This window comes from Paraflavisolibacter caeni (assembly GCF_025628885.1).
Lineage (GTDB): Bacteria > Bacteroidota > Bacteroidia > Chitinophagales > Chitinophagaceae > Flavisolibacter > Flavisolibacter caeni.
Map to the genome: position 1 here is coordinate 64038 of NZ_JAOTIF010000018.1, position 23585 is coordinate 87622.

Consider the following 23585-nt stretch of genomic DNA (forward strand, 5'->3'; position numbering starts at 1 on the left):
TATAGCAACCTTGGGTACATAAGCCTTACAGTATCTTGCTGTATTGACTGCAGAAAGCTGAGATCCATAAAGAGGCATGGAACTTACTAAATCATTGACCAAACGACCATATTTTTTTCTACCAGAACACTGTATATAAAGCGGTTAATATTCCCAATATAATGACGGAGCTCAATACAAACCCAGGTGATACCCGGTAAAGTGCCCGGTCGACTTTTATAACCTCTGTCACCGCGCTGCGCTTAGAAAGACTCATGATTACCATCAATAAAGTGATGACAATAAATGTAATGGACATTCTGTCTAAAAAAGGGAAATCAGGGAAAGCTCCATTTGTCCAAACAGGTAAGAATTTTAATAAAGTAGATACCGGAATGGTTAACAATGCACCGGCCAAGGCGGCATTGGCAGTTGTTCTTTTCCAGAACAATCCCAGCAAAAAAATAGCCAGCACACCGGGTGAAAAGAAACCTACATATTCCTGTATAAACTGGTAAGCCTGGTCGAGAGAACGCAGGGAGGGCGTAATGATAGCAGCAATGACCATAGAAACAATCACTGCCCCCCGGCCAACACGAATTAGCTTTCTCTCTGATGCCTCTTTGTCAAAATATTTCTGATAAATATCAAGGCAAAAGATGGTGGATATACTATTTGCTTTACCGGCCAGAGAAGCAACAATAGCAGCAGTTAATGCAGCAAAGGCCACACCTTTTAATCCTGCAGGCAGTAAATTCATCAAGGTAGGATAAGCATGGTCTGGTTTTACCACACCTGTAGCATCCATCATTTCTGCCTGGAATAACCCTTTCTGATGTAATACATACATGGTAATGCCGGGTAACACAGCAATGACAGGAATGAGCAATTTTAGAAATGCAGCAAACAGGATTCCTTTGCGGGCCGTATGCAAATCGGCCCCCAGGGCTCTCTGAACAATGTACTGATTACAGCCCCAATAAGCCAGGTTATTCACCAGCATTCCGCCTACAATTACCGAAATTCCCGGAAGATCTTTGTAATACTTGTGTGAAGGCGCAAAGATCATATGAAAATGCGAAGGTGCTTCCTTGCGCAAAACAGAAAGAGCACTGAAAACATCACCACCATAACCAAACTCCCTGGACAACAAAGTCAAAGCAAGATATGTAGTTATCAAACCGCCAATAATCAACACAACAACTTGTATTACATCAGTATAACCAATTACTTTCATACCTCCTAGTGTTACCACTGCAGAGAACAGGGTTAATCCAACAATGCAAGTTTCAAAACTTAAACCGGAGATAGAAGAAATAGCCAGCGCACCAAGGTAAATGATAGATGTTAGGTTAACAAACACATAAACCAGCAGCCAAAATACCGCCATAATGGTACTGACCTTATCATTGTACCGCATAGCTAAAAATTGCGGCATGGTGTATATCTTGTTCTTTAGATAAAGGGGAATGAAGAAAACAGCCACCAATATCAAGGTGGCTGCAGCCATCCACTCATAGGTAGAAATAGCTAGCCCCAATGCAAAGCCGGAGCCGGACATACCAATGAAATGTTCTGCAGAAATATTAGAGGCGATAAGGGAAGCACCAATAGCCCACCACGTTAGTGCCCCTTCTGCCAAAAAGAAATCTTTGGAACTGGCCGCGGCAGATCTCTTTTTGTGATAAATATGATATCCATAAGCTGATATGCCAATGAAGTAAATGAAGAATACAATATAGTCAGCTAGTTGTAAAGATTTCATATAACAGCAATTTCAAAATATTTAATTGTACAACTTAAAAATTAATTGCCCCAGTAAAGCATCAAGTGACACAAACGAGGGATGCAATTGCATTTATTTCTTAATACTTGTTTTATAGATCACCTTTCCTGTGTAATCAATAGCTTGCACCAACATTTCGTTGTCTGTAACTGAAAAAGTCAAAAAGCCATATTCAGACGCAACCATCAAGCTTTCCGGAATTAATCTTACTGGTGTTTTTTCCGAAGCTGATCCTGAAATAAAGTGATGTGTTTTTCCATTGGGTAATATATGTTGCAAACTATGTTCATGACCGGATAAATAAACATCCACCTGGTATCGGTCGAGAATGCCTTTTAAAGAACGATAAACTGCTTTGGTATCGTACCCCTCTGTCCTGCTACCCCCGGTGTATATCGGATGATGACCTACTACAATTTTCCACTTGATGTTTTTCGATGGATTACTCAACACTTCCTCTAACCACTTCTTTTGTGCCGTAGAATCCTGCGTACGAACGTTCGGACCATATTCCGGATTTTTATAGAACTCCGGGATCAATGGGTTGGTATCGATAAAAGCAATCAATACCTGTCGCGTTGTATCGAAGTTGATGGCAAATGTCTTTGCATAGTAGCGTGCAGGCATCTTCCAGCGGCGACTGATTTTTGAATAGGCTACCTGGGCATCGGGATTAGATTTATAATCGTGGTTTCCTAAAATAGAATACCAATCCCATTGCAGGGAGAAAGCAGTATAAATATCTTCGAATGAATATTTGAATAAAGGATCCTGCTCACTAATGACGCCACTGGGATAAAAATTATCGCCGGTAGATATAATGAAACTGGCATACAAAGCTGCTGCCGTTTTACCCATTTGTACGGCCACTTCTTTTTGATGGTCGGCGCCGTTGCGACCCCAATCACCCAAAACAAGAAAATTCAAGACACTGTCCTTCTTTGTCAGCATCGAATCTTTCCGATTATAATGAACTCCTTCCCTAATCAACACTTGTGCTTGCACAGGATTGAATCCCATCAAGAACAACAACAAAAAAAGAATTATTTTCATTTTGTCAAATGCGGTTAAAATAATTTGTTATGCAATGCTTTTATTAACTAAAAGTGAGTTTATGTGTAAAAGGAGTAAGGCCTGTAAGATAAACATGCATACCTTCTGTACGTAAACTTCCAAAATGTGAACTATACCTTTCTCCTTCTAAATTCCTGATTGACTTTTGACTGACTGTGCCGGGTCCAAATTGGATGACATCACCACCAAACTCATATTGTCCCATTCCTTGTTCGAGGAAGCTGTTGCCATTTTCTGACTCCGATACACCTATCAATTTACCGCCTTCTTTAAAACATAGCTCAATGGTTACTTGCACACCAGCCTGACCTGTGACCTCAAAGGCGAGCTCATTGCTGCCATTTGTTTCACTTAAAGAAATGGTTGTTTCCAAAGTTTTTACGTTGCTTGTTGGCCGGTGTTCAAAATCCATTTTGTTCCAGAACCTGTCGTCAATGCTTGGCGATAATTGGTAATCCCCATCCGTCTTTCTAAACTTTTTGGGAAGCGGCTGATAATAAGGTACTGTCAACTTCTTATGCAGGATATAATTGTTGCCAGCTTTTTTCAGTCCTTCACTATAGAAATAACCTGTACTGAAAAAGCTGGTGGACAAGCGCATATATTTTAAGATAGCATTACCTTTTCTGTATGAATAGAAATCAGGACTGTTAGAACGGCCGGAAGCAATCATGATAGGCCAATCTACACCGCCAAAGAAAGTAGTTGTTATTGCGCCATTGCGCATCCGTAACAAATGAGATTGGGCAAACAATTTTTCATAATTCACCAGAGGTGTGACAGCCGCGGGCAGCTCTTTCTGCAACAAAGGTTCTTCTAAAAAATAGATCATGTCTCTATTTAAAACACGTTCTTCAAACCCTTTCATTTGCTCCATCATTATGGCAATAGCCGCAAAAGTGCTGTTGTTTTCCCTGATAGCCATATAACGGTAGAGCATGTAGTAATTTAAAATACTGAGTGGGGAGTTTGGGTCCGGCTGGATAAAATGATATTGGTCCTGCCTTCTTGAGTCGTTGGCTACCAAATCACCGTTTGGCTCCATGTAATAGTACGTTGTATCCAGGTTCTTCTTAACAGGTTCAAACAATGATGGCTTATTTAGTAACCTGGCCATGGTCAAAAACGCAGTGTTCTCTACATAAGAATATATGCGGCTTCTTTCAGGATAGTTGCCATCACTGTTGATGTAAATACCTTCACCTAACCAGTCTTCAATTCTGTCAACGTATTTTTTGTTTGGATACAGGGCATTTATCCGAGCCAAAGCTGCACTAATCACCCATCGATGATTAGGTGTGTGTACACCACCAGCTATTAATCCATCGCCGGCTTTCAGCAAAAATGTTTTGAGGTTACCCTTCAAATCGCTGAGGGCTTCACTGTTTTCTTTTTGGAGCGGAAAAACTGCCGCTGTAACAATTTCTACTATAAAAGCAGTATCGGGAGGTGACTCTAAATTTCCAACGTTTACAGTACCATCTGCTGTTTGCGCATGAAGCAGGTGCTGCGATAATTTTTGAAGAGGAGCAAGCAACGAGGGAACATGATAATACTTAGAAGTTTCGCAGCAATAAGATGCAACCAGTGTTCCCAGATCATACCCTATCTTCCGGCTAAATTCTCTTTTATCAAAGTTTGTTTGCAACAGCTTTTCCACCTGCGTATCGTTAGCCAATACCATGCGGTTGAATAAATCATCTTTCAAGGAAGGAGATTGGGCCATAGCTGATGCCTTCGTAAGCAAAGAAGGGGTCAACAAAACACCAGCACTTGCTTTTAATGATTGCATTAAAAAGGCACCACGATTTATTTTTTTCATTGGAAGCTAATACAGTTAGAAAAATGAGTCTGGGATGTAATTCTACAACTATTTAAACAAAATATCAGGGCAATCAGCCCTGATATTTTAAGCTATGAGCACATTCCTTTTTTATTGATATCCAGGATTTTGTACCAGAGCAGGATTAAGCGCCATGGCACCTGTTGGAATCGGGAAAATACGCTTATATGCATTTGCATCAGTTTTAAAGCCCCAGGAGTTTTCGTACTTGCCAAAGCGGATCATGTCATTACGATGCCACGTTTCCCAGGCGAATTCACGGTTTCTTTCTGCATAGATATCTTCTAATGTAACAGCTGATAAAGCTGGAGAGGTAGTACGGTTTGACCTTACCATATTCACCAGGGAAACAGGAGTATGTCCCAGGGTAGCTGTTCCGCCGCGAAGAATCGCTTCCGCTTTCATTAAAATAATATCGGAATAACGCAGGAAAGGAACATCATTACTCTGGTTTCTGTTAGTAGAAGTGCTGTCAGGATAAAACTTGTTGTTGCGATAGCCCAGGTTCCAGGCTATTTCATCATTTCCCAGATCAAATGCTGTTACACTTTGACGCAGTTCAATTTTGGGCGTTAAAGTTACCTGATATGTTATAGGTGCCCCCCCGTCTGAACCGGTATAAAACTGGTTGTACCCTTGCTTGGTAGTGGATACAGTAACCGGAGTGCCGTTGTAATTATACTGTGGACCCGTCAGCCATTGCTGATTCCTGATATCATTGGGGTCGTTAAAATAAGCATAGAACTCAGGTAAGGTGCTGCGCGGTGCACTGGGGGTATAGGGCATGCTAAAGGTTTTCTGCATTGATCGTGGCAAATCGTAGCGAGCATGATACATAAAACCATTGGTTCCCGGCAAAGCTACAAAAGCAGGGTCATAAGGAATAGCAAAGATGAACTCTTTCATTTGCGGTCCATTGCTGGGATAGAACATCTTTAAGTAACTGCTTCTGGGTTCAATTGCGTAAAGCCCGGAGTTGATCACACTGTCACAAGCTGCAATGCAATCATTGTAGCGCTGTGCACCGGTGTACACTTCAGCATTCAGATACATCTTCGCTAAAAGAGCAAATGCTGTGTACTTATTTGCGCGGCCATAAGTAGAAGTACCAGAAGCGGGGCTTAAATAAGGAAGGTTGGTTTTCACCTCAGTTTCTATGAAGTTGAAAACATCCTTACGTGGCGTGTTGGGCTTGGGATTGAAATCACCATACTCGGTTACTATTGGAACATTGCCATATAAATCCATCATCATAAAGTATGCAATGGCACGAACCATCTTTAATTCAGCTAAAGTTGCTGTCTTGCTTGCATCATCAGGCATGGTTTCATCTAAGATAGAAAGCGCCTGGTTTGTTGTTCCTATTACAACTGAAAGCCAGTTCCAGGTGCCGTTCGTGTTGCCATGGTCCTTGGTCCAGTTGTGGTAGTGCAGATTAATATAATTCTGGTTATCATACCAGTTGCCGCCCCTGGCAGGCAAAATGGCTTCATCAGTGCTCAATGATTGCATGAACCAGTAGTCTAATGAATAGTTGCCTCTTAAGGCAGCATAAGCCGGTCCCGTGGCTTGTATAAACTGTGATGGATTTTGAGGGAAAACATCCGGCGTCAGTTCCGTTTTGATCGGAACATCAATCTTGTGACAAGATGCTAATAAACAAATGAGCATCGCCGGAAAGAACAGATGATTCAATATCTTTTTCATTGCAATATTTTTTATCAGAATGTTTTAGAAAGAAGCGTTTACACCAAATAAAAAGGTTCTTGTCCTGGGATAGAAGTTAGCTGCATCTATACCCGGAGCAATGCCGCCCTGGTTGATTTCAGGATCGATGCCTTTATAATTGGTAATGACGAATGCATTGTTTACTGATGCATAAATCCGTAACGATCTTACATACTGACTGAATGATTTAAAATTGTAGCCCAATGTGGCATTATCGAGACGCACATAACTACCATCTTCAATAAAGCGGCTCGAATACCGGTAAGCATTTACATCCTGCACTGATTCGCTTGCGACATCTTTTAAGATATTCGTGAATTGTGCTGTGCTCGGCCTGAACAAATCAGCCCGGGTAGCATTGAAGATCTTATTTCCAAATGCGCCTCTGAAGAATATATTTAAATCAAAATTATTATAGCGCAGGGTATTGGTAAAGCCCAGTAGCAGCTTAGGCTGAGGGCTGCCTACGTAATAATAGTCTGCCCCTATTGCCGGTGTTGTTGTTGGCTTACCACTTTTATCATAATACTGCGAAACGCCCTGGTCGTTTTTGCCGGCATACTTCAAAGTAAAGAACTGACCCAATGGACGTCCTGACTTTAAGATCTGCAAGGTGCTACCTGTTTGCCCTTGTCCTTCTGGTTGCGTCAAACGGACAGAGTCGCCACCAGGAAATAAAGGATTGGTCAAGCTGGTAATTTCGTTGTTGTTGTGCGACAGGTTCAGGGATGCTGTCCAGTTAAATTTCTGTGTCCGAACAGGAGTTCCACTTAACATCAGTTCTATACCTTTGTTTTTCATGCTGCCGCCGTTGGCAATGATATTACCATTGGGTACAAGCATGGGATCTACCTTGTAGCTATAAATCATGCCCGTTGTGTTCTTATTATAAACATCAATTGACCCATTCAATCTTCCCTGCAGTATCGTAAAATCCAAACCAATGTTGGTTGTGGCTGTTTTCTCCCATTGCAAATCCGGGTTGGCTGCTTGTGTGGGTCCATATGCATTTACAGTTGTACCGTTGTAGTAGAAGCTGCCCAAAGTACCCGAAATAATTTGTGCAGTATATGCATTAAAGCCTGTGGAATTACCGACTTGTCCGTAGCTAGCTCTTAATTTCAAATCGCTGAACAGTTTTTGGCCCTGCATGAAACCTTCCTGGTTTATGCGCCATGCCGCACCAACGGCAGGGAAATAACCCCACTGCTTATCGGAGCCAAAAACAGAACTACCATCTCTTCTAAGCGAACCTTGTACCAGGTATTTATCCTTGTAGTTGTAATTCAAACGGACAAAGTCAGAGATCAAGCGTGTTTCCTGATAAATACCAGGTGATCCAAAGTTGATGCGGTAGGAGGTAATTGCATATGGGTTACTCAATGACAAATTGTTATAGCTTACGTTATCAACAGGGAAGTTGGTGCTGGTAGTTTGAAAACCTTCACCCACAATATTGTCCTGATAAGAATAACCCAGCACTGCATTTAGTGTATGACTGCCAAACTTTTTATCCCAGGTAAGGAAAGTTTCCAAAATTTTATTTGTGCTCTGATAGGTATTTCTCAATGCCGAACCATTAGTACCAAAATTGAGCAGGGTATGCACCAATGGAGGGTCAGGATTATTGTAGAAGTTGGCGCTATTGTAATTCGAGTAATAACTACCGTAATACTCGCCATGCAAGCTATTGCCTTGCTGGTAAGAAAGATTTAAATCATAAGTGAGACCAAACGGCAGTTTCACCTGTGTGTTAAAGCTTCCGATGAGGTTATTATACTTTGTATCATCCTGGCCATACTCTATAAGAGGTAACGGATTAAAATAACCGGTTTTCTGAAAGTTTTCAAAGAAAGTTCCATCAGGATTTTTTTCAGGAGAGACTGGCAAGTAACTGACCATTTGTAATAATACCGTATTCCGCTGCGGAACGTTTTGGGCATCGCTGCGTGAATTGGTCAGATTCAGGCCAAACCTCACCTTATCATTAAAAGCAAATTGTTCCATGGCCAGCCTGGCAATGAACCTTTTTAAAGAGCTTTTTAAAAGAACGCCCTGTTTATCGACATAGTTCAAGCTGGCACTATAGGTACTGTGTTCTCCACCACCATTGAAACTCAAGTTATGGTTGTGAGAAATGGCAGAGTTGCTTTGCACAGCTTTCTGCCAGTTCGTATTGGCTCCTTTTTCATCGTTTGGAGATAAGGACTGCCCATTAGCTGTTATAAAAGCACGCAATTCATCGGCATTCATCATTTCCAATTCATTCGATACTTTCTCCAGACCAATATATCCGCTATAGCCCACTATTGACTGCCCTTTTCTTCCTCTTTTGGTAGTCACCATAATGACACCATTGGCAGCACGGTTACCATAAATGGCTGTAGCAGCAGCATCTTTTAAAACATCGATGGAGGCAATATCATCAGGCGCGATAACAGAGATATCAGCGCCGGGGACTCCATCAATGACATAAAATGGCGACTGGGAACTATTTAAGGTTGAAGCACCACGTAAAACAACGGCAGAAGGCCGGTTAGGGTCACCGCTGGTAGAAACATTCAGGCCGGGCACTTTTCCCTGCAACAGTTGCCCTACATCAGTAATAGCACCCCGGTTCAGATCTTCAGGCTTTACGGAGGTAACAGCACTGGATAGGTTTTTACGAGAGCTTCGGCCATAACCAACCATTACAACTTCATTCAGTTGTGCTATTTTTTCCTTTAATACCACAGCAAGAGGTTTCCCGGCTTCAGCCGCGACGTCGATGGGCTCAAAGTTGATGGCGGAAAAAGTAAGAGTGGCTGATGGTGGCGCTTTGATGCTAAAGGCACCGGACTGGTCGGTTAACGTTTTTGTGTTTGTTCCTTTTATTGTAACCGTTACGCCAATAGCGGGTTGGCCTTTACTGTCGGCCACGGTTCCTTTTACTTCCTGTGTACCTTGCGCAATGGAAGAGGTAACACCCACAAAGAAAAAGAGCAGCAACAATAAGAATTGACTTTTCCTACGGATGCTTAGCGTTGGATGTGTTTTCGTTTCAAACATAAAGTGTATTTTGACAGTTAGAAGTTCCTTTGGAAATTCATATTATTTGCCACAGGCATGGCAATTCAGGGAAACCAAAATGTTTCCCTGTTGCAGATATCAAAAAATTCAATTTAGAACCTCAGCGTTTTTGGCAAATACTTGTTTACCAAGTTTTCATAATAGGGCCGTAGTTCGTTCCAATTAGGAGGAGTAGGATTTTTTGAGTATAAGTCATAGGGATTAAACAGCTTTACCCATTTCAGCATTTCCCTATCATGATCATCTAATAAATGATCATAAGCTCCTTCTCTGTGCCATGCGTAGAAAGAATGATAGCGCAGCATATATAAAGCTGGTTCCGGCAAATAATCTTTCAACATGCTGTATATATACTCATCATGACCCCACGACATATCAACATTCCTTAAACCACAATTAGGTGTATAAATACCATACCTTGTATTGTATTTCTTATTGTTAAAGTCCGGATTGTTTTCAAAAAACTCGGGATACACAATTTTGTCTGAATAGGCACATCCCACAGGGAAAGTATCACCTACCACAGCCCATTGCGGTTCACCGAACAAGCAAAGAACTTTTCCCATATCGTGCATTAACCCGGTTAACACCATCCAATCGGGGTGACCATCGTTGCGGATAGCTTCGGAAGTCTGGAGCAAGTGTTGAAACTGGCTCAGATCGGTATCAGGATCAGAGTCATCAACCAATTGGTTCAGGAATTCGAATGCATCCCACACGGTCATTTCTTTTCTACCGAACGAAAGGAAATCCGCTCTTTTCTGCTGCACAAAATCATACGTTTGATACGTATGGTTCAGCCTGTAAAATTCCTTTACGGTATCGCGTTCGGGATTGTCATAGTTGCGGTAGGCTTCCGTATCTTTTTCCATTGCAATGGATTCCGGATCGGGATAGCGTCTTAACACATCATCTTCCCATTCGTCCAGGCTGTTCAGAGGGTGAAGTTGGGGCAATTTTTCAGCACTCATTGGTTATTCATTTTAAATGGTTAAAAGTTAATAGGGCAGCGGAGTGTTGAATGAAAAAGCAGAGCTTCTATGTTACCTGAGAAAAAAGAAGGAATAGCAGAATAACATGGCAAGCTGAATATTTTACTTCGTCGTTGTTTCTTAAATCTGATGTGAAATTGAGTTATTTTAATTAGGTTCCATTCCCTGTTCATCAAATTTTACGAAAACGATTTCGTACCTTTCCGGTTGAGCTTTCTACTTTGATTGTCTTCTAATTGAAACGACCATGGGCGATATCACCATTAAAGAACTGGCGCAAAAACTGAACGTCTCTATTGCTACCATATCAAAAGCATTAAACGACAGTCATGAAATCAGCGCAGCCACTAAAGAAAAGGTGCTGGCCGGTGTACGCAAGTACAACTACACCCCTAACCCCAATGCCAGCAGTCTGCGCAAAAAGAGAAGTAATACCATTGCCATTGTTATCCCGGAAGTTGCCGACTCTTTTTTTTCTCAAGCCCTGAAAGGCATTGAGAGCATCGCCCAAAACCTTGGCTACCATGTATTGATCTATCTTACTTATGAAAGCTTTTATAAAGAGCGGCTGATCCTCAATGATATCAAAAACGGGCGCGTGGATGGGGTGCTGATGTCTATATCGAGTGAAACGTCCAACAGCCTCCACATCAAGGCTTTGAGGGATCGGAATATTCCCATTGTATTCTTTGACCGAGTGATGGAAGAAACAGAAACGGCCAAGGTGGTTACTGATGATTATCAAAGCAGTTATAAAGCCACGCAGCATCTATTGGAAAGGGGATGCCAACACATTGCATACCTATCTACCTCCAAACACCTGATGATCAGCAATGAACGTAAAGATGGATACCTGCAAGCGCTGAAAGAGCACCACATCAAAGCATCCAAGCATACGGTTGTACAATGCTCCAACCATGCAGAATACAACTTCACTGTACTGCAAAAACTGCTGCAGCAGGAAGACAGACCTGATGGCATCATTGCTTCTATAGAAAGGCTGACATCAACGATCTACCTTGTCTGCAAGGAATTGGGCATCGCCATTCCCGGACAACTCAAAGTAATTACGTTTTCCAACCTGGACACAGCGCCCATACTATCCCCTTCCTTAACAACGGTATCGCAACCAGCATTTGAAATGGGCAGGACTGCTGCCAGCATTTTGTTCAAAGCCCTTCAGAAGAAAAAGCTAAACATCAAGAATGAAAAGATTGTCATTCCATCTGTGTTGGTGAAGAGAGAGTCTACTAATTAGAAAGCTATATAGGAGCGTGTGTTTACAATGTTGTTCTTTGGGGATGATGGTTGAAGATGTTTCTGCGTGAGGCGGCAGACTGGGTGGCAGCAAATTGGTGTTGGCTGCGTTGTCTTCACTCCCAAAATAAACTTTCGTCGAGCTGGGTTCGTTGATAGGTCTGGTTGTTGTTGCTGTCATAGGTGTAAGTATACTTCCGAATGTCACCTAAAGGTGCATACCACCAAACCCTTTCTTTGATTCGCCCCAAGCTGTCATAGGTAAACCTTGCCTTTTCATAAAGCAATGCTACGTAATGCATCACATCCGGGTCTGGGTCATTGTTTGCAGGCAGCATTAAACATGACCAATTCCATCCTTCCGAATAACTCAATTTGCCTGATGATTTATAGATCTCACTGACTTCCCACAATTTGAATCCTTTTTTGTCATACCTATTCAACATTCTATACAGCAGCTCGCCACTAACATTTGAAAAATATATCGCTGATGAATCGTTGTCAAAGTTTATGATTTTATAGTTGTAATTGTCTGGGGGAGCAGGGATGTCGGTATCAGTTTTCCGAATCAATTTAGCTAATACGTTTAATTTTTCGTATAAAGAGTCAATGGTTTTTCGACTGGAATCCAGTCGAAAATCGGCTTGCCCAAATGAGTGCAGCGTTATGATCAGTAATAAGGTTGTAAGTAAAGCTTTCATCTGTATACGGTTAACATTTGTCGCAGCTTTGCTAAGGCAGGGAAGTATGTGATACTGCACCTTAACTTATGCATTGCTGCTGAATTGCATTTTTTTGTTTAAATATAGTTCAGAAACCTAGCTTCTACAAACCTGAATGTTACCTTACGTGCTATTCATATAAAAGCTGCTCAACTTCTTGTTTAAGGATGGGCAGATGGTTTTTGATAATCCCCCAAATTACTTCGTCAGAGACGGTGTCGTAGCCATGAATGATACGGTTCCTGGTACCGACTATTTTCCTAGCGTTTGAGAGTTGGATGGATTAATTGTCGCTGATGCTCAATTGCTTTTCGAAAATATGGATTGCGAATGGTTTTTTCTTCCAAGAGGTCAACCGATCGGTGCAGGGTATCCTCCAAAGCAAATTTGAGGTCAAAATAATTGTCTGCATACTGACTAACATCTAAGGGTTCGAAATCGACAATAAAATCAACGTCACTATCCTTTTTAAAACGGTCTGTTAATACTGAGCCAAAGGCATATAGGCGCCTAACCTTGTGCTGTTCACAAAGTTTTTGAATATCTCTTGTATATTGATCAATCAGTGACATGCGCAATCAATAAGGACAAATTTACGAACAATCTGCTAGACTGGAAGGGCAGCCGAAGAATGGTGGGTAACAGTTTTCAGGTGTTTCTGCCCATGGAAGCAGTCTCATCTGCCGCTGTTTACTTAAAGGTGTGACGCTTAATTATGATTTCAGAGCTGACAATGATCATAGAGTCGCCATGGCAGAAAAACCAAGTATCAGCGGAAGTTGATTAAATCCAACCGGTAAATGTTTAAAGGGTGGAAATGAGAAGGTCGCCTTTAATTTGTTGCATTACCAGTTAAAAAAATCCTTAAACTTAGGATAGGTTAAAAGTTTATAAAAGAACAATAAAGCTCCCAAAACTTTTAAACAGGCCGCCACAATAAAAATAGTACCAGCTTGGGGATGATGCATAAGCTTCTGAAAGGCTCCAATGAGATCTAAACAGTAGCCTAATACGAGTAATGTTATTGCATGTTTTGTTTTCATACTGATTGAATGTAGATTTTCGTTAACGATTTCAGGTGTATCTGCCAGTGGTAGCAGTCTGCGTTACCGTTGCCTGGTTAAAGATATGGTGTTCGATAGCGATTTTAAAACAGACGGTGGTCAGCCAGCCGCCATTGCTGAACCATCTCAGTCGGCTGCTGCTATAGTATATTAGTTATTTCTGAAAGCAGCTTGGACATCACAAATTCTCTTGCCTTGTCTTTATCGGTTGGCCCACCACAGACCAGGTAGGCTATCTTTCCGTTTTTGTCCACTACAATACTGGTTGGATAACCATTGTTTTGGTTCAACCGCCTACACTCTGCATCATTAATAGAAAAAATCTTAAACTGAAGCCCAAACTTTTCTTTTACTCTATTGATGGCTTCGGCATTATCCCGTGTAAAAGAAACAAACTCAAAGTCCTTGCGGTCTTTAAGTTTTCTATAGAGTTCGTTAAGTGCTTCCATTTCAGCCATACAGGGGTGGCAGTCTTCAAACCAGAAGTTTACCAAAATTACTTTGCCTTTAAAGGCTTTCTTGTTGATCCTGCCATGTTCGTTTGTGGCTTCAAACTCAGGAAAAGGTCGACCGATTGCAGCCTTTGCATTTGCTTCCATTAAAGAGTCAATATTAACACTGCCCTTAGGATTGATAGATGCCTGTCCAAAAGAAATGAATGCAATCAGTAGAAACAGTCCAGAAAAGATTATTCTCATAGTTAGGTTTTTAGTAACCACCAACATTTGTCGCAGCTTTGCTAAGCCAGGGTAGTCAAAGCTGCAGTTGGTGGCAGGTTATTTACTTATTGGTACTTCTGCCCCACGAATCCTAATTTCTTTCATCTTTTTTATATTCTCCTCAGACTTTGTCAATATTTTTATAAGACCCAAATGAATATTCTCTTTTAAATTTTCGACCTTATCAACAATGATTGCTAAAAGGTAATTTTCGTCAACCTCATAATTATCATAATCAGCGTTTACAATGTTTCCGTCAAGCATAAATATGGCTGACTTGCCTTTCAAATTTGTATACTTTTCTTTCAAAGCGTTTAAAGAAATGAGTTTAGGATTATAGAGGCTTTTTGTCTTTATATGTATTTGTCCATCATATTCTCTATTGTTAATTTGCAAACTACCCTTCACAACATGGACACTTTCGATGAGCCCGGGATTCAAAGTGGCTACTAAAGTTTGGCTCACCAATTTGTCATTTATAAAGTACGCAGGCTGATACATATTGCTTATTTTATCTGCATATATCTTATCTACATATATCACTTTTATACCCGTATCATTATCCCCAGCCTTTTTACTATCGATAACAACTCGGGTGTCTTTATCATTTGTGGATTGTCCAAATGCATTTGTTGCAAAAAGTATTGCTATTAAAACCAAAATCTTTTTCATTGTTTATTTTGAAATTATAGAGTTCTTCGACTTGCCACCAACACACTAATTTACGGACTAAGCTCATTTAGTTATGAGAATTTTAATAAGGTCTAAAAGATGCTATTATTATCTTTTTTCTGATGAGCATTCTTTGTTACCCAATTTGCATGGGCTCTGTTATAGTGCTAACCTGGCAACACATAAAACGGACTTGTTTATCTGGCTATGTGGGGTTTCTTGTGTTTGCTTGTACGCTGCTGATGTAAGGAGTATAGGAATAGGTACCTGCTATCCATGCAGTCATGTGGATGATAAGTTGGTCTGGCTGGCAGTGGTGGGCATAGTGAATTAAAGAAATGTCATTTTCATGTACTATCCTGGGAGTATGTTGGGAATGACATGGAAATGACGAATGTCGAATAAAGGGATATCGGAGTTATTTATGCATGGTCCGTTAGTACTATTCATCTTTAGACAGCTCCACCTCGCAATGTCGTGCTTCGAATATGCATTCATGTTAATCAAGGCAAAAATAGCATCAGCAATTGTCAAAATTGATGTGGTTTGTTGCTGGCCTAAAGTTCATCTTTAGCCTTTTAAGGCTGGAATGATGTTCTAGAAGATATTATGATGCTCTGACGATAACTTAATTTTTCGATGCTCCATACATACTTGAATAAACCCATACTAACTGCTTTATTTATTGTGGGTGTAACAATTTACACATTAGCACAAAATACGCGTGGAAGTAACGTCTATATGGAAGACTTCTTAAAAAACTGCCATGATGCGTTATAAATACTACTTTGTTTTCGCCCTGCTATTCATGTTTTTACAATCGAACAGTCAAAGTGTAGCGGTTGACAGTGCTGCCAGAAAAGCCAGGCTTGATTCGCCGGAAGTAATCAGCGAAACAAGAAAGAAATATCAATTAAAATTTAAATCCTACTCAATACCAGAGCTGGAATGCCACAAACCAAATCAAGGCTCGGGATTTCCAACAAGTATTCTCATTGGGAAAGATGGTAGAATCAAACAATTCTATAATGCTAGTATATCAAAGGAAAATATTGAAGCGGTTTGTCGAGATGTATTAAGCGAACTCAATACAAGCAAAAGTTAACCCCAGGTTAATTGTAATAAGAAGCTGTTACCTGCTATATAACGGTAATGCTTAAGTTATAATTTTATACCACTAACTGTAAATGAAATATGAATAAGCTGCTCTTGTTTTTCTTGTTTATTATATGCCTCAATCATGCATCTGCACAACAGGAATCCCAATTGAAAGGTAAGGTAGTGGATACCTTGGGAAAAGCGCCTTTATCTAATGCCGTTATTTCCTTGCTTCATAAAAAAGATTCTACTTTATCGAATTATACCCGAAGCGGTAAAGATGGCAGCTTTAGCCTGCCCCATATTGCAAAAGGCCAGTACATTGTTATGGTCACTTTCCCAAAGTTTGCCGATTATGTTGAGGTGGTGAATGTGCAAGGACAGGCGGTGGATATGGGCGCTATTGCGCTTACCCAAAAAGCTACGCTTTTAAAAGAAGTGGTGATACAAAGTGGCCGTGCCATCCGCATTAAGGGCGATACTACAGAATTTACAGCTGATAGCTTTCATGTAAAAGAAGGTGCTACGGTGGAAGATCTTCTGAAAGAGTTCCCAGGCTTCCAGGTAGACAGTAAAGGCCAGATCACGGCTCATGGACAGCGGGTGCAAAAGGTATTGGTAGATGGGGAGGAATTCTTTGGTGATGATCCTACGATGGCTACTCAGAATATCTCAGCCAAGGCTGTAGACAAAGTGCAGGTATTTGATACAAAGACAGATCAGGAAAATCTTACCGGGTTGGGAGGCAACAGCCAAAGCAAGACGGTAAACATCAAGCTGAAAGAAAATAGTAAGAAGGGCGCTTTTGGTAAGATTAATGTCGGAAGCGACTTTCAAAAATACCATGATGGCAAGGCCTTGTACAACCGATTCGTAGGTAAAAAGAAGGTTTCTGTATATGGAACAAAAAGTACTCTTAATACAGGAAGTTTGAACTGGGAAGAAAATCAAAAGCTTGGCATAGAAAGTGATTTTGAATATGACGAAGTCAACGGCTATTATTACAGCATAGGCAGTGGTGATGACTTCAACGACTGGAGTTTGCGTGGCCTGCCCGATTCTTATACAGCAGGAGCCTTATTCAGCAACAAGTGGAACGAAGACAAATATGGCGTCAATGGTTCTTACAGGTACAACCGCCTCTCCACAAGGAACCAGGCTTCCACGCTTACGCAGACCATCCTTTCTAGTGGATTGTTATATAAGAACGATTATGTACAATCCAATGGCCTTAACCAGCAGCACGCCATCAATGGCAAATACGAATGGAAGCTTGACTCCCTGGCATCCTTCAAATTCACCACTGCCGGTATCTACAAAACATCCCAAGGATTCAACCACACCAATAGCTATACGCAGAACGAAAATCACCAGTATCTCAACCAGAACAACCAGGGAAGGGAGAATGAAACAGAGCGCAAACAACTGGACAACCAGCTTACTTACAAGCAACTGTTCAAAAAGAAAAACAGGCAACTCTTTATGACATTACGCTTCGGACTGGTAGAAGACGACAACAAAGGCACACTAAATTCAGTATTCAGCAAATACGATGCCGCTGGCAATTTCCTGGCTGACAGTATTACCGACCAGAAAAAGCTATTTACAGGCAGCTCACGCACCATCGGCACCAAGATCACTTTCAGTGAGCCGCTCACTCCTAAACTGAACCTGGTGGTAGACTATAGTTACAACAACAACAATTCAGCCTCCAACCAAGCCTCCTACAACGATGCCGGCAATAGCAAGTACGAGATCCTCGACTCTTTATACAGTAATAATTTCAACCTTGATGTCTCTTCACAAAGCACGATGGGAGTATTAAGGTATGTTGGTAAAAAGACAAGGTTCGCACTCGGGTCTGGATTGTCTGCCCTCCAGCTAAACCTCGATGACCAGTATAAAGACAAAAAGACGACTTACCACTTCCTGAATTTTACGCCACAGGCTTCCTATAACTACCAGTTAAAACAGCAATCACGGTTTTCAGTGGACTACAGGGGTACCACCCGCCAGCCCAATATGAACCAGTTGCAACCTTTGCGTGATAATAATGACCAGACCAATGTCTTTATCGGAAACCCTGACCTGAAGGTGGGCTTCAACCACAGGTTTAGCAGTTCTTATTCAAGCTATAAGGTACTTACCGGTACGAGCTTTTATATTAATGGCTCATACGGATTTACACAAAACGATATTTCCAATGCCAGCATCATTGATGCATCGGGTAGAAGAACATACACCCCAGTAAATGTAAATGGCAACAATTTCTGGAATGTATATAGCTATTGGCATTATGGGCAAGGAGAAAAGAAACTGATTCACGAAATTGGTTTTGATGCCAATGGTGGCCGCAATATCAGTTTCGTGAACAAGGAAAAAGGCATCAACGACAGGGCCTACTATAATTTGCGTTATAGCATTCGCTATGAGGTAAAAGACAAATTCAATTTCAGTATGGGCCCACACGCAGGCTATAACACTTCCCGCTCTTCTTTGCGCCAGGTTGACAACAACTATTTTAATTATGGAGGCTCTGCCGATGGCTATGTAATGCTTCCGGGTAAGATCGAACTAACCAGTAATGTCTACGCCAACCTTCGCCAGAAGATTGATGCTTTTGACAGTAATCCCAATATTATTACATGGAATGGTAACCTCTCCAGAAAGATATTTAAGGATAAAAGCGGAAAGTTCATCTTTGTGGCTAACGATATCCTGAACCAAAATAAAGGCTTTAACCGTTACTTTAGCGAAAACACTGTGCGTGAAGACCGGTACCAGCGTGTAAGCCGTTATTTCCTATTGAAGTTTGAATGGTCGTTCAATAAAATGCCAACAGGAAAATAGTAATACTTGAAATATTGATAGGCCATTATCTAACTTACTTAAACAACAACATTTATGAAAAGATCATTTTTCCTTTTAATAGCTATATTTCTTATCCATTCATTGATACACGCACAAACACTTTTCTATAATACCATAAAAGTGGAATTTGAAAAGACCGTTTATGTTCAACAGATGTATAAAGAGTTAGTACCAGAATACTTTGACAATTATAAAGCCAATCTTCCTGCAACTTCGACCAGTTATTTTGACTTCATAGGAGATTCTTCCAAATCGATTTTCAAACCTGGCAGGGAAGTTCCTGTGAGTACACGTTCCTGGTATAGTCCAATTGCCGATAAAAATGTTGTTTATTCAGATTATAAAGGTGATCGGGTGGTGGCACAGAAACCTGTATATGAGGAGACATTTCTTGTAGAAGACAGTCTTGCCAAAATCAAATGGAAAATAACTGCCGATACGCGGGAGATTGCAGGATTTGAATGCAGGAAGGCTGTAGGCATTCTCAATGACAGTATAGGTGTATTTGCATTTTATACAGATAATATTTTGATCCCAGGAGGGCCGGAAAGTATTCAAGGGCTACCTGGCATGATACTAGGAATGGGGATCCCCCGCCTGCATACAACATGGTTTGCGACCAAGGTAGAAGTAAGTGGTGTGAACATGAACAGTGTGGTGCCAGCAGCCAAAGGAAAGAAGGCTACTTATAAAACGATGATGGAGGCTATCAACAAAGTTGCCAACAGATGGGGCGATTATGGCAAGAAAATGCTGCTGAACTTTGCGATTTGAGAATAGGAATAACCTGACCCTTGTAATTGGAATTTCAATCACGCCTATATTCAAAAAAGATTGATAAAATTATTAATACTTTGATTCAATAACTGTTAATGCGAGTACCCAAAGGACTTTTTATCTGCTGCCTCCTAATCATGTATGCTGCTTTTGCATGGGGACAGGATGGCTTTATTAAAGGTTCGCCCGAATTAGCCTACTGGAAGATTGGCAACAAAAAAGAGGTTGTGATTGTTTTACATGGTGGACCAAGTGCAGCACACAATTATTTACGACCGGAGTGGGATCAACTTAGTAAAGCTGCACAGGTTGTCTATTATGACCAGAGGGGATGTGGGAAAAGCCAAAAAGCTGCCTGCTATAGTTGGCGGGAGCACGTGGAGGATTTAAAAAGAGTGATTAATGCTTTTTCAAAAGGCAAAAGAGTAATCCTGGCGGGTTCTTCCTGGGGCTCTATGCTTGCATTTCTTTATGCCTATACTTACCCAGATGATGTGAAAGCAATGATTCTCTCTGGAACGGTTACATGGAGAGGTCAAAACATGACTACAAGAGATTGTTCTGTATATAAACCTAGCAATATTAATCCTGAAAGAGATAACGATTCTACAACTTTCATGTCCTTTATTCGATATCGTACATATTCAGATACTTCAAGTTATACTGATTTAAATAAAACTCTTGAAGTACATAGCTTTAATAGGAGGTTTACAGAAGCAAGTTTAATTGATGCACCAAAACTAAATGACTTGAGAAAGATACAGGAACCAGTTTTAATTTTCCAAGGTACAGGAAATTGCACGGGGCATCAAGATGCCGCAAAACAATTTATTGGAATGCTTTCTAATTTGGAGGTTTACCCTATTAAAGATGCCTGCCATGATCCCTGGTATACGCATACGGAAGAGTTTTTTAAGAAATGCAATGAGTTTATCAAAAAGGTAAGGCATAGCTAATTATTTTGATCTCTTCAATTATGAAATGGAATAAGCTCGCATTTAATGATTCAGAGTTGTGGAATACACTCCATTTATGGATAAAGGTCTTTTCTATTTATTTTCTTATTATGCTGCTCGTGGTTTTATCATTAGCAGTTTACAATTTACTAGGGTGGCATCCGACTATTTCCATTTATGGTTTAAGAGCAGAACCGGTCTCTCTTTTAGGCGTATTTATATTGATAATATATTTGGTTAAGTCGATTATAGTTTACGGCTTTTTGAAAGATAAATATTGGTCTTTAAAAGTAGGGATCATAGATGCACTTGTTGGGATAGTCATTTCTTTGTTTTTTTTATTAGAACCACTTCTATTAAAGGAATTAATAATACCCAATGGCCTTCCGTTTGACCTTATTTTTCTTATCCCATATTTAAGAGTCTTAATTTCTATTAATAAAAGGCAAAATCCAAAGCCATGCAATTAAAACTATTTGTTTGCCTTTTTGTACTTATCATTCTTGCTGCTTGTTCCACAACCAAAGTAATCAAACTTTCCGCTGCAAATGGAGCTTCCAAAGAGCTTGGGTACGGCTATGGTCATGTTAAAACTACCAATGCTGATAGCAGTTATGCAACTTATGCAAGAAAGTTAGGGTTGGACAGTTTTGTACTTGTCCGTTTTAATCACTATCCATACAAGGCCTGTCTGAAAAACTGAAGCAGCCACTAACAGCTGCGTGATATATTTAACATTGAACAAACATAACTATATGACCAAACTATTGCAACTGAAGCATTGGCAAATATTCCTTCTATTGATTGGTTTGCCTATTTTGTACCAAAAAATATCAATTAGTTTCTTTCTATTTACAAATAACCCTACCGTGGTCCTGGTTTCTTATGGTGTTCTAATCTTTTTGTTATTAGGCATAGTAACCTCCTGGTTTTATGCGGCGGCCACAAACCTCTATAATAGATTTCCAGAAAATGTGGAGATGAACCTTGCAAGATTCAAGCTGTTTTTGTTCATACCAATTGTGTATGTCTTGATTATTTATACCACAGTATTAGGCCTTGTCATGTTTTATGGAACTGGAGAGAGGCTACTTGAGACAGTTCCCATATCAACTAAGTTCATTCAGAGCAATCTTGGCTTCATATTCATATTAGCATTGCTCCTGAGCCTTTTACAACTTGGTGCTTTAGTCTGCACCTTCTATTGTGTTCATTTTACTGCGAAGGCATTAAAGAGTGTTGAGTTAGGACGTAAAGCGACATTTAGTGACTACTCAATGGAGTTTTTCCTTATACTATTCTTTCCTGTTGGAATCTGGCTGATTCAGCCAAGAATTAATGCCTTGTTTACAAATAATAGTGAGACAACTGATGATATTGTATTGCAACAGGTTTAATTACTTGAAAAGTAAAGCTTCTGATACGGGTGCTCTTGCCATGGCCGGCTACAAAATATAAAGAAGACATTGAATGACCAATATAAATGATTTACATATTCTTCAGGAAGTATTGCCGTTGTTTGACTTCACGCACAATGACTTTTCAAAAGAGGCTTTAGTCAGCATATTTAAAGAACCACTTTCTTCAACAGAAGAAATCCTGTACCGGCAAGAAGTGCTGAAAGGCTTTATAGCTAATCTGGATTTCTTAAAAGATTATTCTTATTCAAGGGTAGACCTTTTTGAAGTTTATACCTTTCTCGGCAACTACTCCGCAATAGAGACTTCTATCAGAGGTCTCAAACTCAGACTTTTACTTTCAGAAAGAGAGCGGCACCAAACTATGGGCAGGTATATTCAAGTTGTATTGCTCTTTCATAAACTGCAGTTATATTACCTGAAAAGGATAGACACAAAACATTTTCCTGAAGGCTATAAAAGAGAAATTTTAAGCATCAATGACTTTCTAAGCAGCTTCAATCTTGTTTATTATGAAGAATTGATCAGGGAGCAAAGATTTAAGATTAAGCATGTAATGGAATTAATCGGTATCATTTCAGAGAAAGCAAGCAGAGGGGAGCTTACATCGTTTTGGAAACGATATTTTTTATTTGAAGCATACCTCTCCATAAGCAAAGCCATAGCCAAGCATGAATTTTCTTTCCCTACGTTTTCTGAGACAGCTCTTTCATTTGAACAGTTATATCACCCCTTACTAAAGGAGCCTGTCAAAAACAGTTTTACGACCAGTAACAATGTGAATTTGCTTACAGGGCCTAATATGTCGGGGAAATCTACTTTCCTAAAGGCTGTAGGGCTATGTGTCTACCTGGGGCATTTAGGATTAGGAGTGCCTGCATCAAAAGCTGAAATGCCCATTTTCGATTGTATTTCAATATCCATTAATCTGAATGATGATATCGTAAGTGGTTATAGCCATTTCATGACGGAAGTTATGAATTTGAAGAAAGTGGTGATGCAGGCTGTCAATGGTAAAAAGTGTTTTGCCGTGTTTGACGAATTGTTTAGAGGAACAAATATTGAAGATGCTGTTGAAATAAGTGGCACAACTGTAAAGGGGCTGCTGGGCTTTAAAAACTCATTCTTTTTCATTTCTACTCATTTACATCAATTGAAAGAGATGGCTGAAGTGAAAACTGAAATGGTGGCGACCTATTATATTGATTGTGGTTTGAGGGATCAAATACCTGAATTTACCTACTTGTTGCAAAGGGGGTGGTCAGACTTGAGGGTCGGACGAATACTATTTGAGAAAGAAGGACTGAATGAAATGTTGGATAATCGTGATCAATGGGTGTAAGTGCTGGTAAAGGTGGTTACCTGCGGTGTTTGCAGAAAAGATTTGCATATTTATGTTGGATACTGTATTGAGAGCTACTTAAGAATTTGTTTCAATGTTTCTTCTACTGTATGAATAATGCTCCGGTCATTTTTGAGGAGTGAAATAGATTTGGATAGGAATAGCAAAGGCATTGAAGTTTCAGCTTGTAAACCATCAAAAAAACACAATTATATGTG

General features: G+C 40.3%; 20 protein-coding genes. 8 read left to right on the plus strand and 12 right to left on the minus strand.

The window, feature by feature from the left end; translation table 11 throughout:
- Positions 1 to 118: 118 nt before the first annotated feature.
- From OCK74_RS18710 to OCK74_RS18735, 6 genes are all read right to left on the minus strand, one after another.
- Complete coding sequence (locus tag OCK74_RS18710; protein ID WP_279298601.1) at positions 119 to 1744, minus strand: sodium/sugar symporter; 1626 nt, start codon at positions 1742 to 1744, stop codon at positions 119 to 121.
- 93 nt (positions 1745 to 1837) lie between these two features.
- Positions 1838 to 2818, minus strand: coding sequence for a purple acid phosphatase family protein (locus OCK74_RS18715; RefSeq protein ID WP_279298602.1), 981 nt, complete (start codon positions 2816 to 2818; stop codon positions 1838 to 1840).
- A 43-nt stretch (positions 2819 to 2861) separates the two neighbouring features.
- The gene (locus OCK74_RS18720) at positions 2862 to 4661 is read right to left on the minus strand and encodes a hypothetical protein (protein WP_279298603.1); all 1800 of its coding nucleotides are present in this window, start codon (positions 4659 to 4661) and stop codon (positions 2862 to 2864) included.
- Positions 4662 to 4772: 111 nt separating this feature from the next.
- Positions 4773 to 6389, minus strand: coding sequence for a RagB/SusD family nutrient uptake outer membrane protein (locus OCK74_RS18725; protein ID WP_279298604.1), 1617 nt, complete (start codon positions 6387 to 6389; stop codon positions 4773 to 4775).
- Positions 6390 to 6413: 24 nt separating this feature from the next.
- Entirely contained in the window at positions 6414 to 9458 is a 3045-nt protein-coding gene (locus OCK74_RS18730; RefSeq protein ID WP_279298605.1) for a SusC/RagA family TonB-linked outer membrane protein, read from the minus strand.
- Between the two features lie 113 nt (positions 9459 to 9571).
- Entirely contained in the window at positions 9572 to 10450 is an 879-nt protein-coding gene (locus tag OCK74_RS18735; protein WP_279298606.1) for an inositol oxygenase family protein, read from the minus strand.
- A 268-nt stretch (positions 10451 to 10718) separates the two neighbouring features.
- Here OCK74_RS18735 and OCK74_RS18740 point away from each other — a divergent pair, with 268 nt between their 5' ends.
- On the plus strand, positions 10719 to 11729 hold the full coding sequence (locus OCK74_RS18740; RefSeq protein ID WP_279298607.1) for a LacI family DNA-binding transcriptional regulator: 1011 nt from the start codon (positions 10719 to 10721) through the stop codon (positions 11727 to 11729).
- Between the two features lie 115 nt (positions 11730 to 11844).
- On the opposite strand, the gene OCK74_RS18745 is transcribed toward OCK74_RS18740, so the two are convergent.
- From OCK74_RS18745 to OCK74_RS18765, 6 genes are all read right to left on the minus strand, one after another.
- Positions 11845 to 12429, minus strand: coding sequence for a hypothetical protein (locus OCK74_RS18745; RefSeq protein ID WP_279298608.1), 585 nt, complete (start codon positions 12427 to 12429; stop codon positions 11845 to 11847).
- 151 nt (positions 12430 to 12580) lie between these two features.
- Complete coding sequence (locus OCK74_RS28005; protein WP_423803168.1) at positions 12581 to 12730, minus strand: HepT-like ribonuclease domain-containing protein; 150 nt, start codon at positions 12728 to 12730, stop codon at positions 12581 to 12583.
- Positions 12711 to 13022 carry a nucleotidyltransferase family protein gene (locus OCK74_RS18750; protein WP_279298609.1) on the minus strand — a complete coding sequence of 104 codons (312 nt, stop codon included), beginning with the start codon at positions 13020 to 13022 and terminating at the stop codon, positions 12711 to 12713. The genes OCK74_RS28005 and OCK74_RS18750 overlap by 20 nt, the downstream gene beginning before the upstream one ends.
- 273 nt (positions 13023 to 13295) lie before the next feature.
- Positions 13296 to 13493: a hypothetical protein gene (locus OCK74_RS18755; RefSeq protein ID WP_279298610.1), complete on the minus strand. Its 198-nt coding sequence runs from the start codon at positions 13491 to 13493 to the stop codon at positions 13296 to 13298.
- 161 nt (positions 13494 to 13654) lie between these two features.
- Positions 13655 to 14212, minus strand: a complete 558-nt coding sequence (locus OCK74_RS18760) for a TlpA family protein disulfide reductase (protein WP_279298611.1) — start codon at positions 14210 to 14212, stop codon at positions 13655 to 13657.
- 78 nt (positions 14213 to 14290) lie between these two features.
- Complete coding sequence (locus tag OCK74_RS18765; protein ID WP_279298612.1) at positions 14291 to 14905, minus strand: hypothetical protein; 615 nt, start codon at positions 14903 to 14905, stop codon at positions 14291 to 14293.
- Between the two features lie 766 nt (positions 14906 to 15671).
- Between OCK74_RS18765 and OCK74_RS18770 the strand changes: the two genes are divergently transcribed.
- The 7 genes from OCK74_RS18770 (at position 15672) to OCK74_RS18800 (ending at position 23367) form a co-directional block, all read left to right on the plus strand.
- Positions 15672 to 16010: a hypothetical protein gene (locus tag OCK74_RS18770; protein ID WP_279298613.1), complete on the plus strand. Its 339-nt coding sequence runs from the start codon at positions 15672 to 15674 to the stop codon at positions 16008 to 16010.
- Positions 16011 to 16099: 89 nt separating this feature from the next.
- Entirely contained in the window at positions 16100 to 18853 is a 2754-nt protein-coding gene (locus tag OCK74_RS18775; protein ID WP_279298614.1) for an outer membrane beta-barrel protein, read from the plus strand.
- A 54-nt stretch (positions 18854 to 18907) separates the two neighbouring features.
- Entirely contained in the window at positions 18908 to 19648 is a 741-nt protein-coding gene (locus OCK74_RS18780; protein WP_279298615.1) for a GLPGLI family protein, read from the plus strand.
- Between the two features lie 98 nt (positions 19649 to 19746).
- Entirely contained in the window at positions 19747 to 20607 is an 861-nt protein-coding gene (locus OCK74_RS18785) for an alpha/beta fold hydrolase (protein ID WP_279298616.1), read from the plus strand.
- Between the two features lie 460 nt (positions 20608 to 21067).
- Positions 21068 to 21310 (plus strand): hypothetical protein, encoded by a 243-nt coding sequence (locus tag OCK74_RS18790; RefSeq protein ID WP_279298617.1) that lies wholly within the window; start codon positions 21068 to 21070, stop codon positions 21308 to 21310.
- 52 nt (positions 21311 to 21362) lie between these two features.
- Positions 21363 to 22004 carry a hypothetical protein gene (locus OCK74_RS18795; RefSeq protein ID WP_279298618.1) on the plus strand — a complete coding sequence of 214 codons (642 nt, stop codon included), beginning with the start codon at positions 21363 to 21365 and terminating at the stop codon, positions 22002 to 22004.
- 73 nt (positions 22005 to 22077) lie between these two features.
- The gene (locus tag OCK74_RS18800) at positions 22078 to 23367 is read left to right on the plus strand and encodes a MutS-related protein (protein ID WP_279298619.1); all 1290 of its coding nucleotides are present in this window, start codon (positions 22078 to 22080) and stop codon (positions 23365 to 23367) included.
- Positions 23368 to 23585 lie beyond the last annotated feature (218 nt).